The organism is Vibrio sp. 1731, from assembly GCF_033339955.1.
GTDB classification, from domain to species: Bacteria; Pseudomonadota; Gammaproteobacteria; order Enterobacterales; family Vibrionaceae; genus Vibrio; species Vibrio alginolyticus.
Genome location: NZ_JAWOVO010000004.1, coordinates 63,631 through 76,323, shown reverse-complemented (window position 1 = coordinate 76,323; position 12,693 = coordinate 63,631). Strand labels below are relative to the sequence as shown.

Here is a 12,693-nt window from a genome sequence, read left to right as displayed (position 1 = left end):
ATGGAATTAGTTTTATTTCGGCTAGGCCATTTCGCCTGCTTATCTTTGCAGCTATTTTGTCGTCATTATGCCACAGTGAATCAATACGCTGGGATAAATGCGACTATAGTTGATTCATTTGGCTATTACGCTAGGGTACAACAAGCCCTATAGCCATCGAGTAGTAGTGACACAGGAAAGTTCAATTCAATGCAACATTTCTCCCGCACATTTTTAGCGGCCTCTATCAGCACCGCCTTGTTTGTACCCACCACTCAAGCTGAAGCGAATATCCATGATAGTGTGCAGGAAATGCCCGCCACAGATCAATGTTTGGTCGATACAAGTGGCGAGGAGGACGCTCTTAATACCCCAGTAGTGGTAGAAGCTGACACCCTGCAAGCCATCAATGGTGACAAAGCTCAGTACTCAGGTAATGTACAAGTCACCCAAGGCCAGAAGAAAATTACCGCAGATAGCGTAACGCTGCACCAACAAGACAACGTCGTGGTTGCCGAAGGCAACGTGACTTTCAATGACGGCCAAGTCAAAGCTCGATCTGATCGTGTTACTAACGACATTAATCAAGATACGTTTTCACTTGAGAACACCGATTATCAGTTCCTTTGCCAACAAGGCCGAGGCACTGCAGCCTATATCGCTCGCACAGGTCAGTCGGTTTATGAACTCGAAGATGGCTCTATCACATCGTGCCCTCAAGGCGATAATTCATGGCGATTGGTTGCGTCAGGCATCGATGTTGACCAAGATGAAGAGACAGCGACGCTGCACCATCCTCGATTTGAAGTGTTAGATGTGCCTGTTTTCTATGTGCCGTATCTAACCATGCCAATTGGAGATACGCGTAAAACGGGTTTCCTCTTCCCTTCTTTATCGTACGGTTCTAGTGATGGTATGGAAGTCGAGGTGCCATTCTATTGGAACATCGCGCCTCAATATGACATGACACTCACCACGCTCTATATGCAGCAACGTGGTACAAAACTCGATACTGACTTCCGCTACCTAACAGATGGTTGGGGAAATGGAGAAATCAAAGGCGAATACCTCAATAGTGATCGCAAATATCAGGACGAGTCTCGTTGGGGCTACCAAGTTAAACACGACGGTATCATCAATAAACAGTGGATAGTCAAAGTCGATTACTCAAAAGTGAGTGATATTGATTACTTCCTCGATCTCGACTCCGACATTGGTAACCGTGAAGATGGTCAACTGGTTCAAGAAGGACAAGTACAATATCGTTCTGACTTCTGGGATGCCTCGTTAACCGTTCGTGACTTCCAAATCTTATTGAAAGAAGAGAACCGCCCTTATCGCCTGCTTCCTCAGTTAGACTTGAACTACTACACGCCATTGTGGGGAGACTACCTTAACTTTGACGTGAAGAGCCAAATCAGCCGCTTCGATACCAGCGATGCTGCGCGACCAAATGCGACCCGTCTTCACATTGAACCAGGGCTTACATTGCCACTCTCAAACTCATGGGCAACGTGGACAACAGAAGCGCGTGTGCTCTCTACGTATTACTCTCAAGACTTAACGGGTTTGACTGATGTAAACTTGCAAAACCAGTTGGATGATGAAGTTTCTCGTGTTATTCCTGAGTTCCGTACGCATGCGCAACTTTACTTAGAGCGAGATACAAGCTGGATCAAGGGCTACACACAAACACTGGAGCCTCAGCTGCAGTACTTGTACGTACCTGAAGAAGATCAAACCAACATCTACAACTACGATACCACCTTGCTACAAACCGACTACTACGGGCTATTCCGCAGTCGTAAGTACAGTGGCATTGATAAAATCGCCTCGGCGAACCAGTTAAGCTACGGTGCGAGTACTCGCTTCTTTGATGATGACTATAAAGAGCGTCTTAACGTTTCATTTGGTCAGATTTACTACTTCGATAAAAAGACCAAACTGAGCAACAGCCCAAATCTTCCGGATGAGACAACCAATTACTCATCATGGGCGATTGAAGCTGATTTCAACTACAACGATTACTTGTTCTATCACGGTGGAATTCAATACGATATTGATTTGAGCTCCATGCAGTTGGCAAACAGTACCTTGGAATACCAATTCAACGGCGGCTTTATTCAGGGTAACTATCGCTACGTTACGCGTGAATACATCGAAGATACGATCATTCTCGAAAACCTAGACACAATTACTCGTAAAGGTATTTCTCAAGCAGGTATTGTAGCGGCCTACGAGTTCAACCCGAACTGGTCTGCGAGTGGTCAATACTACTACGACCTCAATGAAAATGCGGACCTAGAATGGTTAGCGAGCCTACGTTACCAATCTGACTGTTGGTACATTGGCGTCACTTACTCAAACCAATTGCTTGGTTGGGAAGACCAAGCTATCGGCAGCACCGGGGCATCACCTGAATACGAAAATAACTTCAGCGTTAACTTCGGTATTCAAGGCTTTGCGACTAACCAGCGTGAAGACACTGCTGTCAAAGAACTGGATGGTTCTGACAACGCGATTAAGTACGGCCGCCCATTCTATCTGAACAATTAATCAAAATAGGCGTCTTAAATGAATAAGACGCCTATTCAAAAATACTGACGGAATTTTAAATGAAAATTTGGAAATCAATCTTATTCACGACCCTACTCTCTTGCGGAGCGGTTGCAGCACCAGTAGAGATCGATAAGGTTGCGGTCATCGTGAATGACGGTGTAGTTCTACAAAGCGACATCGAAACAGCGATGAAAACGCTGCAAGCCAACGCTCGTCAAAGTGGAAAGAGCTTACCTTCTACCAGCGTGTTAAAAGAACAAGTCGTTGAAAAACTTATCATTGATACGTTGCAAGGCCAAGAAGCAGACCGTATTGGTGTGCGTATTGACGACAACCGTTTAAACCAAGCGATTGCAGAGATCGCACGTAATAATGAGCAATCGGTAGAACAACTCGCTGCTTCTGTAGAAAGTGAAGGTTTAAGTTACCCAGAATTCCGCGAACAAATTCGTAAGGAAATCGCCGCATCAGAAGCTCGCAATGCACTGGTTCGTCGCCGTATTAATATCCTTCCAGCAGAGGTCGATAGCCTTGCTGAGCAACTATCACAAGAAACCAATGCGACTGTTCAATACAAAATTGGACACATTCAACTGCGCTTCTCTGACGATAAAGAAAAGTCAGCTGTAGAAGCAGAAGCTAAAGCGCTCGCGAAAAAGCTAAACGAAGGTGCAGACTTTACGGAGATGGCCTACACCTACTCAAAAGGTCCTAAAGCTTTACAGGGTGGTGATTGGGGATGGATGCGTAAAGAAGAGATGCCAACCATCTTTGCTGATCAGATCAAGATGCAAAACAAAGGCAGCATTATTGGTCCATTCCGTAGTGGCGTTGGTTTCCACATCCTAAAAATAGAGGATGTAAAAGGCCTAGAAACGGTTGCGGTAACGGAAGTAAATGCGCGTCATATTTTGATTAAACCAACAGTGATTCTGAGCGACGAAGGGGCGAAGAAGCAACTGAATGAATTTGTACGCCGCATCAAAGCCGGTGAAGCAACGTTCGCTCAATTGGCAACACAATACAGTCAAGATCCTGGCTCGGCAGCACAAGACGGTGAACTAGGTTATCAAACACCAGATCTTTACGTGCCAGAATTCAAGCACCAAGTAGAAACTCTGCCAGTTGGCTCAATCAGCGAACCGTTCAAAACCGTTCACGGCTGGCATATCGTTGAAGTGTTGGATCGTCGCCAAGTGGACCGTACTGACTCAGCGATGAAGAACAAAGCTTACCGTATTCTATTTAACCGTAAATTTAATGAAGAAGCGGGCGCATGGATGCAAGAGCTACGCGCAAGTGCGTTTGTTGAAATCGTGGATGACAACAATGACAACTAATACAATTCGTAGAATTGTCGTAACCGCAGGGGAACCTGCGGGTATCGGCCCAGACTTAGTGCTTGCCCTATCGAAAGAAGATTGGGCGCACCAAATTGTCGTCTGTGCCGATAAGAATATGCTGACGGAGCGAGCCAAGCAGCTTGGCATCGAAGTCCAACTGTCTGATTACAATCCAGAAGAAGCACCTAAAGCACAAAAAGCGGGCACGCTTATCGTTGACCATATCCAAATATCGGAACCTGCGGTCGCAGGCGAGCTCAATGAAGCGAATGGCCACTATGTACTAAAAACGCTAGAAAGAGCAGCTTTAGGCTGTATGAATGATGAATTTGATGCTATTGTCACCGGCCCTGTTCATAAGGGGGTGATTAATCGCGCAGGTGTTGCATTCAGTGGTCATACTGAATTTTTCGCCGAGAAGTCACAAACGCCGCTAGTCGTAATGATGCTAGCAACGGAAGGACTACGCGTGGCGCTGGTTACAACACATATTCCTTTAGCTTATGTGTCCAAAGCTGTCACCGAAGAGCGATTAGAAAAAATCATCGATATTCTTCATAAAGACCTTGTAGAAAAGTTTGCTATCGCACAACCAAACATCTACGTTTGCGGGCTTAACCCTCATGCTGGCGAAGATGGCTGCTTAGGTCGTGAAGAGATCGAGACCATCACTCCGACACTGGAAAAAATTCGACAAGAAAAAGGTATCAACCTGATCGGCCCTCTGCCGGCTGATACCATTTTCAATGAAAAATATTTAAATGATGCTGATGCTGTTTTAGGCATGTACCATGATCAAGTATTGCCAGTATTAAAATACAAAGGCTTTGGTCGTTCAGTAAATATTACTCTTGGTCTACCTTTTATTAGAACATCGGTGGACCACGGTACTGCATTAGATCTGGCAGGGACAGGTCAAGCGGATACAGGGAGTTTCCGAACAGCGCTCACGCATGCGATAGATTTGGTAGAGAAGAAACAATGAGAAATGATGTCCATTTAGGGCACAAAGCGCGTAAACGTTTTGGTCAAAACTTCCTGAACGATCCATACATTATTGATGGAATCGTATCAGCGATTAACCCAAAACCAGGTCAAAACCTGGTTGAAATCGGTCCTGGTCTTGGTGCAATCACTGAGCCAGTAGGTCGTGAAGTGGATAAGTTCACAGTTATCGAATTAGACCGCGATCTGGCGGAACGCCTACGTACTCACCCTGAACTGGCAGATAAGTTGACCATCCATGAGGGTGACGCTATGCGTTTTGACTTCACTCAACTAGTGAAGCCAAACAACAAGCTGCGCATTTTTGGTAACTTACCATACAACATCTCTACACCATTGATGTTCCACCTTTTTGAGTTCCATAAAGACATTCAAGACATGCACTTTATGCTGCAAAAAGAAGTGGTAAACCGCTTAGCCGCCGGCCCTGGCAGCAAAGCTTACGGCCGTTTAACGGTAATGGCTCAGTACTACTGTAAAGTGGTACCGGTACTGGAAGTACCGCCAACGGCATTCGTTCCACCACCGAAAGTGGATTCTGCCGTTGTTCGTTTAGTGCCTTACGAAGAGCTGCCATGCCCGGCGAAAGATCTGCGTTTGCTCGATCGCGTTTGTCGTGAAGGCTTTAACCAACGTCGTAAAACAGTTCGTAACTGCTACAAATCGTTGTTAAGCACAGAAGTACTAGAAGAGCTAGGTGTTAATCCAAGCATGCGTCCAGAGAACCTGACGCTAGAACAATTCGTCGCAATGGCGAACTGGCTTGCGGATAACCCGCAGCACTAAGAACTCAAACAATAAGCCAAACCCTTGTAGGTTTGGCTTATTATTATTGGGATATTACGTTTCTGAGGAGTGCACATGGACGTCATTCAACCTTGCATCAAAATTCAAGTTCACACCAAATACATCGAAGAACAGTCCAACCCAGAGCTACAACGCTACGTTTTCGCTTATATCATCACCATCAAAAACCTTAGCCAACAAACCGTACAGTTAGTGAGCCGCCGCTGGCTAATCACAGACTCGAACGGCAAGCAAATGACGGTTGAAGGTGACGGAGTGGTAGGCCAGCAGCCCTTTATTCCAAGCAATGATGAATACACGTACAGTAGCGGAACCGCGTTAGAAACCCCTGTCGGCGTTATGCAAGGACACTACAAAATGCTGGATGAGAAAGGGCAAGAGTTCATCACCGAAATTGAACCATTTCGCTTGGCTGTTCCAAATGTTTTAAATTAGTAAATTGGAGATTCAGTGGCTACCTATATTGTTGGTGACATCCAAGGCTGTTTTGATGAATTGCAGCGACTACTAGAAAAAGTATCTTTCTCTGCGAAAAAAGACCAACTTTGGCTTGCTGGTGATTTGGTCGCCAGAGGGCCTAAATCACTAGAAACGTTACGCTTTGTGAAGTCACTTGGCGCAAGCGCAATCGTGGTGCTTGGTAATCACGACCTCCATCTTCTCGCTGTGGCTCACGGGATAAAAAAGGTCAAAGACAAAGATAAAACCGCACCTATTTTCACGGCCCCCGACAAAGAGGAATTACTGACATGGCTAGCTCAGCAACCTCTATTGGCCGAGCATGACGAGTTCGTGATGTGTCACGCTGGCATATCACCGCAGTGGAATCTAAAAACAGCGAGAAAGTGTGCCCGTGAAGTTGAGCGCATCATCCAAAGTGAAGAGCTGCCTTGGCTATTAAAAAACATGTACAGCAATCAACCGGATTCCTGGGATGACTCTCTACAGGGTTTGGACCGATACCGCTATATTATCAATGCTTTTACGCGGATGCGCTTTTGTTTCCCTGATGGTCGTTTGGATATGGATTGTAAATTGCCACCGCAACAAGTTTCCGGTAACGAACTTATTCCATGGTTTGATGTGCCTAAACGTATTCACTTAAATAAAGCGGTGCTCTTTGGGCACTGGGCTGCACTACAAGGCTATATGAACAACGAAGTCATCGGGCTAGATACTGGCTGCGTTTGGGGCGGAAGCCTAACCATGATCCGTTGGGAAGATAAGAAAATTTTTACTCAGGATGCGTTAAGTTAAACACTGAATAACAGTCGATAATCCATAGTAGGAAGAATACTTGTCACTTAACACCTCCTGTAGGGTCATTCCAACGAGCCTTAACGAGACTAGGAATCTAATATCCTCGCGCTGCGAATAGATAGAAATACCTTTGACAACAAGGTACTCGTATAGAGGCTCCTGAATCTCGCTCTTTCGTCGCTTTTCAGGATGACAGTAGGTTGGGATGGCCGCTCGCTGTTACACGAACGGCATTACCGTATTAACTACGCGGTGTTAATCTCGAATTACTTTTCTAACACAGTAAAGCGCATGTTGTAGGCGTTCTTCTCATCGGCTTGATACATTTCTGAGTAAGTTTCCTTAAACTCGTCTCCCCAATCTGGGAACTGAGTATCACCATCAATGGCCGCTTCAATGTGTGTTACATACAGTTTATTGGCCATAGGCAGACAAGTGGTGTAAATCGCACCACCACCAATGATCATCACTTCTTCCACATCACCTGCGACTTCCAGAGCCTGCTCAATCGATGTTACGGTAGTAACGCCTTCGATCTTTAGTGTCTCATCACGGCTAATAACAATATTCAAGCGACCTGGTAAAGGGCGACCAATAGACTCATAGGTTTTGCGTCCCATCACAACCGGTTTTCCCATGGTACAACGCTTAAACCAAGCGAAATCGGCGGGAAGATGCCAAGGCATTTGATTGTCTTTGCCAATGATGCGATTGTCGGCCATAGCGGCAATCATACTAATGATCATGTTAGGTCCTTATACAATTGGTCTGCGGCGATAGAATAACAGCCCTGGAACCGCAAGACCAACAGCTAAACCTGCAATAATAAACATGGCCTTAAGAAAGTTTTCCATACAGGTTGCGACAAGCTCGGGTGAGTAGCCAACATGATTGATTTCTACCATAGCGATCATTGCTTTGTACGCAAACACACCCGGCACCATCGGGATCAAAGCAGCCACAGTAAACACTTTTGGATGCGCGAGAAAACGGTGAGACCAGTACACACCAATCATCCCAACTAACGTCGCAGCAAAAAAGGTTGCCCACTCAATAGGAATGCCAAACTGCATCATCAAGTAGCGGCTACCATGACCAATCGCGCCACCAACAGCGCAATACACTAAAGCTCTTTGTGGTACGTTAAAAACCAATGCAAATCCTACAGCGGGAATCGCCGCAAAAAACATGTCATTCAAAAGGCCAAACATCAAATCAAATAAACTCATTAGATAGCCCACCCCCAAATTCCAGTTACACTCATCGCAGCAACGATCCCCAAACATGTCGCCAACGTTAGTAAACTAGCCATCACAAATCGAGCAATCCCCATATTAATGTGGCCTTTCAACATATCTGCGACAGAGTTAATGAGTGGGAAACCAGGTACAAGCATTAATACTGACGATGCCATTGCTACGGTAGGTAGATTACCGATTTGGTAAATTTCCGCCTGTGCTGAAATTAAGGTGGTCACAAAAGCGGTCGCAGCAAAGTTCAATAGAGGGTTGAAATGACGATGACCAATTTCTTGGCGAACGATCATGCCACCAGCTGAAGCTAAAAAGGTCATAATGAATACTCCCCAATCACCACCAGCTAGATGACTGAATGCCGCACAAGACAAGCCAATCATAAACACCACCAACCAGCGGTTATAACGCTCTGGACTGATAGCGTTCAGCTTTTTCTGCGCCATGGTTGAATCGAGCAAACCACGTTCCATCATGATACAGATTCGTTGAATTTGCGTAATAACGCGCATATTGATGCCACGATCAGCGCAGCTTCGGGTGGTGGTGATGCAATGCCCATCCATTACCGTCGTCACAACCAATGCATTAGCTGATAGTGCTACCGCAACTTCATTCACCCCACAAGCAAGGCCAATACGACGCATAATCTCGCTCACAAGAGTACTTTCAGCACCATGAGCAAGTAGCATTTGTCCGGCTTGGGCGACAAGACGAGAAATCGATCGTTGAGTAGATACCGCCAACTCTCTAGGCGGTATGGTTTCTAGAGTCATAAATAAGTCTAATTCCTTTTAGGGTGTTACTCATTCATACGCGCGAGGGCCAAACTAACCCTCAAAAAAACACGACGTATCAGTTATTGTGCCGTAAATCACATCACCTAAATATGATTTAGATACAAAAAAAGCCGCAATAAATAATTGCGGCTTAATGAATTATAGGCAAACAGGCATTGTTTGACCGTTCTGATTAGTCACGAACGTAGACAACGTGACCGTCATCTTCTTCATCGTCCCAGTCATCCCAATCGTCGTCGTCATCTTCAGTGATAACGTCTTTACCCGCCATCGCATCTTTATGGTAATCATCCCACATGAAGTTAACTTTATCTTCTTCAGCCACTTCTTCCTCTTCGCGAGGTAGGTTATCCATAAAGTCAGCCAGTTTGTAACAAAGCTCTTTAGTACCGTTACGATTGATCGCCGAGATCTTAAAGTACTCGTCTTCCCAACCTAGTGCGTCTAAGATTTCTTGGATCTTCTCATTCGCTTCTTCTTCAGGCATTAGATCAACTTTGTTGAACACTAACCAGCGCGGCTTACTTGCCAGTTTTTCGCTGTATTGTTCTAGTTCATCAATGATCGTCAATGCATTTTGCACCGGATCGGACTGATCAATTGGCATAATATCGATCATGTGCAGCAACACTCGACAACGCTCTAAGTGCTTCAAGAATCGAATACCAAGGCCAGCGCCATCTGCTGCACCCTCGATCAAACCAGGGATGTCTGCAACAACAAAACTTTTCTCTGGTACGACACTTACGACACCCAAGCTTGGGATCAAAGTCGTGAATGGGTAATCAGCGACTTTCGGTTTTGCTGCTGATACTGCGCGGATAAAGGTTGATTTACCAGCATTAGGTAGACCAAGCATACCCACATCAGCAAGAAGCAATAGCTCAAGGCGAATTTCGCGTACTTCACCCTTTGTACCCAATGTTCTCTGACGAGGCGCGCGGTTTACTGAAGATTTGAAACGCGTGTTACCTAGACCGTGCCAACCGCCTTTTGCGATCATCACTTTCTTACCGTGTTCAGCAACTTCCGCCACGATTTCATTTGTGTGGATATCCACAGCGCGCGTACCCACAGGTACACGAAGAACAATGTCTTTACCACGCTTACCTGTACAGTTACCACCGCGACCGTTTTCACCACGCTCAGCTTCGTAGAAGCGCTGGAAACGGTAATCAATCAGGGTATTTAGGTTTTCATCAGCTTGGATATAAACATCACCACCGTCACCGCCATCACCGCCATCAGGGCCACCTTTAGTGATGAATTTTTCACGCCAGAAACTGACAACGCCACTACCGCCATCACCAGCCTGAACTTTTACTACCGCTTCATCTACGAACTTCATCTTTTACTCCGACTACTTCGTGCGTGGATTAAATCTTACTATGTCATCCGACAATTTTAGCAGATGACAGATCTAAGCTCCCAGATTCAAATCGCTTAGGATCTTAGCGAGAAACTTCGATATGTCGACTGCCACAAATAAAAAACCCCGCCGATTCGGCAGGGCTTTTGAATTCAGCTTAAAGCTATTAAGTAATTTGGTTAAAAACCTAATTACTCAGCTTCGATGCTTACAAACTTACGGTTCTTAGGACCTTTCACTTCGAACTTCACTTTACCTTCAGTAAGAGCGAATAGAGTGTGGTCTTTACCGATACCTACGTTGTTACCAGCGTGGAACTTAGTACCACGTTGACGAACGATGATGTTACCTGCAAGTACAGATTCACCACCGAAACGCTTAACACCTAGACGTTTGCTTTCTGAATCGCGGCCGTTACGAGTAGAACCACCAGCTTTTTTGTGTGCCATTGTTAAACTCTCCTAATAGATTAAGCGTTGATACCAGTGATCTTCACTTCAGTGAACCACTGACGGTGACCCTGTTGCTTACGAGAGTGCTTACGACGACGGAACTTAACGATTTTAACTTTATCGCCACGACCGTGTTGTACAACTTCAGCAACAATTTTGCCGCCCTCTACAAGAGGAGCACCAACTTTGATGTCTTCGCCGTTAGCAACAAGAAGAACTTTATCAAATTCTACAGTTGCACCAGTTTCAACGTCTAATTTCTCTAAACGAAGAGTTTGACCTTCGCTTACACGGTGTTGTTTACCACCAGATTGGAAAACAGCGTACATATTTTACTCCGCTTTTTCCGCACAGCCTTTCTTGAGGGTGTGCGCTAAACTAATCATCAATAGGGCGCAGATTCTACAGAATAGATGCTCCTATGACAAGCCATATTTTGAAAAAATTGGCGAAAAGCTAATCGCCAAAGAAAAGTGCGGCAATCATGCCCTTTAGTAATGTATTAATCAACGTTTTTTAGTGTATTATTCGACAATTATATAAATCGAATAAGCCTTGCAGGGTCTAACTTCAGCCGGATATACGATGGATTTTAAAACTATCCAAGCGCTTACTGCCGATGACATGGCAAAAGTGAATGAAACAATTCAAGCCCAACTTAATTCTGATGTCTCTTTAATCAACCAGCTCGGTTTTTATATCGTGAGTGGTGGAGGCAAACGTCTAAGACCGCTTTTAGCGATACTGTCAGCCCGCGCACTTGGTTACCAAGGCAATGGTCATACAATGGCAGCTGCGTTTATTGAGTTCATCCATACAGCGACTTTGCTGCATGATGACGTGGTAGATGAATCAGACATGCGCCGTGGTAAAGCCACTGCGAATGCAGCATTTGGCAATGCGGCTAGCGTATTAGTTGGGGACTTTATCTATACACGCTCATTTCAGATGATGACAGAACTAGGATCCATGAAGATCCTTAAACTAATGAGCAATGCCGTAAACGTGATCGCCGAAGGTGAAGTACAGCAGTTGATGAACTGTAACGACCCTGACACGACAGAAGAAAGCTACATGCAAGTCATCTACTCTAAGACTGCGCGCTTATTTGAATCCGCAACTCAAATCGGTGCAATCTTAAATGATGCTCCTGAGCATGTTGAAATCGCAATGCAAAATTACGGTAAGTATCTAGGCACTGCGTTTCAGCTCATTGATGACGTCATGGATTACACTTCTGATGGCGAAGACATGGGTAAAAATGTGGGTGATGACTTGGCCGAAGGCAAGCCAACTTTACCTCTACTCCATGCTATGCGTAATACCACACCAGAAAACGCCATCATGATTCGTGAAGCGATTGAGAAAGCGAATGGAATGGAGCGCTTAGAAGAAATTCTTGCGGTCATGAAAGAAGCAGGCTCTCTGGAATACACAACGCAAAAAGCTCTAGAAGAAGCAGACAAAGCAATCGCAGAACTATCAGTGTTGCCAGAGTCTGAATACAAACAAGCGCTTGTTACTCTGGCTCATGTCGCAGTACAACGCACGAAGTAATCAATAGCTACCCGTAACGCAAGGCTTATAGCGAAAAGGAAGAGCACGCTCTTCCTTTTTTACGTTTGATACCTAATGACGACGCCCGGGGCGCTAGTAATATCTGTCACTACCGCCATGCAGTTGTGGATCATCTTCTATTTCATCAAAGCTAACGGCGAGTTGCTGTTCAGTCCCTTGTTTGGACAACAATACCGTCTCTGCTTCATGGTCGACCACTAATATCGTACCGACGCCTTGTTGGCACTCAACAACCATGCCTTTACGGATTCGACTCGCTTCCATCATCTTCTCCTTCACTACGTGGTT

Annotated in this window: 14 protein-coding genes; 7 read left to right on the top strand and 7 right to left on the bottom strand. The window is 45.3% G+C overall.

Features of this window, described 5'->3' with window-relative positions:
• Positions 1-189 precede the first annotated feature (189 nt).
• The 6 genes from lptD (at position 190) to apaH (ending at position 6,950) form a co-directional block, all read left to right on the top strand.
• Positions 190-2,535, top strand: coding sequence for an LPS assembly protein LptD (gene lptD / locus R7035_RS06455; protein WP_318146024.1), 2,346 nt, complete (start codon positions 190-192; stop codon positions 2,533-2,535).
• Positions 2,536-2,594: 59 nt separating this feature from the next.
• Entirely contained in the window at positions 2,595-3,878 is a 1,284-nt protein-coding gene (gene surA / locus R7035_RS06450) for a peptidylprolyl isomerase SurA (protein WP_005379672.1), read from the top strand.
• Positions 3,868-4,866 carry a 4-hydroxythreonine-4-phosphate dehydrogenase PdxA gene (gene pdxA, locus R7035_RS06445; protein ID WP_005383085.1) on the top strand — a complete coding sequence of 333 codons (999 nt, stop codon included), beginning with the start codon at positions 3,868-3,870 and terminating at the stop codon, positions 4,864-4,866. Before surA ends, pdxA begins: the two co-directional genes overlap by 11 nt.
• Positions 4,863-5,672 (top strand): 16S rRNA (adenine(1518)-N(6)/adenine(1519)-N(6))-dimethyltransferase RsmA, encoded by an 810-nt coding sequence (rsmA, locus tag R7035_RS06440; protein WP_005379669.1) that lies wholly within the window; start codon positions 4,863-4,865, stop codon positions 5,670-5,672. Before pdxA ends, rsmA begins: the two co-directional genes overlap by 4 nt.
• A 75-nt stretch (positions 5,673-5,747) precedes the next feature.
• Positions 5,748-6,128: a Co2+/Mg2+ efflux protein ApaG gene (apaG, locus tag R7035_RS06435; protein WP_005379668.1), complete on the top strand. Its 381-nt coding sequence runs from the start codon at positions 5,748-5,750 to the stop codon at positions 6,126-6,128.
• A gap of 15 nt (positions 6,129-6,143) precedes the next feature.
• Positions 6,144-6,950, top strand: coding sequence for a bis(5'-nucleosyl)-tetraphosphatase (symmetrical) ApaH (gene apaH, locus R7035_RS06430; RefSeq protein WP_047101938.1), 807 nt, complete (start codon positions 6,144-6,146; stop codon positions 6,948-6,950).
• Positions 6,951-7,219: 269 nt separating this feature from the next.
• Here apaH and folA read toward each other — a convergent pair whose 3' ends face one another.
• The 6 genes from folA to rplU form a co-directional block, all read right to left on the bottom strand.
• Complete coding sequence (folA, locus tag R7035_RS06425) at positions 7,220-7,699, bottom strand: type 3 dihydrofolate reductase (protein WP_005379666.1); 480 nt, start codon at positions 7,697-7,699, stop codon at positions 7,220-7,222.
• A gap of 9 nt (positions 7,700-7,708) precedes the next feature.
• On the bottom strand, positions 7,709-8,182 hold the full coding sequence (locus R7035_RS06420; RefSeq protein WP_005379665.1) for a threonine/serine exporter family protein: 474 nt from the start codon (positions 8,180-8,182) through the stop codon (positions 7,709-7,711).
• Positions 8,182-8,982: a threonine/serine exporter family protein gene (locus tag R7035_RS06415; RefSeq protein WP_318146023.1), complete on the bottom strand. Its 801-nt coding sequence runs from the start codon at positions 8,980-8,982 to the stop codon at positions 8,182-8,184. The genes R7035_RS06420 and R7035_RS06415 overlap by 1 nt, the downstream gene beginning before the upstream one ends.
• Positions 8,983-9,178: 196 nt before the next feature.
• On the bottom strand, positions 9,179-10,354 hold the full coding sequence (cgtA, locus tag R7035_RS06410) for an Obg family GTPase CgtA (RefSeq protein ID WP_005383091.1): 1,176 nt from the start codon (positions 10,352-10,354) through the stop codon (positions 9,179-9,181).
• 212 nt (positions 10,355-10,566) lie between these two features.
• Positions 10,567-10,824 carry a 50S ribosomal protein L27 gene (gene rpmA / locus R7035_RS06405; protein ID WP_005383095.1) on the bottom strand — a complete coding sequence of 86 codons (258 nt, stop codon included), beginning with the start codon at positions 10,822-10,824 and terminating at the stop codon, positions 10,567-10,569.
• Between the two features lie 20 nt (positions 10,825-10,844).
• Positions 10,845-11,156, bottom strand: a complete 312-nt coding sequence (gene rplU / locus R7035_RS06400; protein ID WP_005383096.1) for a 50S ribosomal protein L21 — start codon at positions 11,154-11,156, stop codon at positions 10,845-10,847.
• A 256-nt stretch (positions 11,157-11,412) separates the two neighbouring features.
• On the opposite strand from rplU, the gene ispB reads away from it, so the two are divergent.
• Positions 11,413-12,384: an octaprenyl diphosphate synthase gene (gene ispB, locus R7035_RS06395; protein WP_064353590.1), complete on the top strand. Its 972-nt coding sequence runs from the start codon at positions 11,413-11,415 to the stop codon at positions 12,382-12,384.
• A 93-nt stretch (positions 12,385-12,477) separates the two neighbouring features.
• Here ispB and R7035_RS06390 read toward each other — a convergent pair whose 3' ends face one another.
• On the bottom strand, positions 12,478-12,669 hold the full coding sequence (locus R7035_RS06390) for a hypothetical protein (protein WP_005379661.1): 192 nt from the start codon (positions 12,667-12,669) through the stop codon (positions 12,478-12,480).
• Positions 12,670-12,693: the final 24 nt, after the last annotated feature.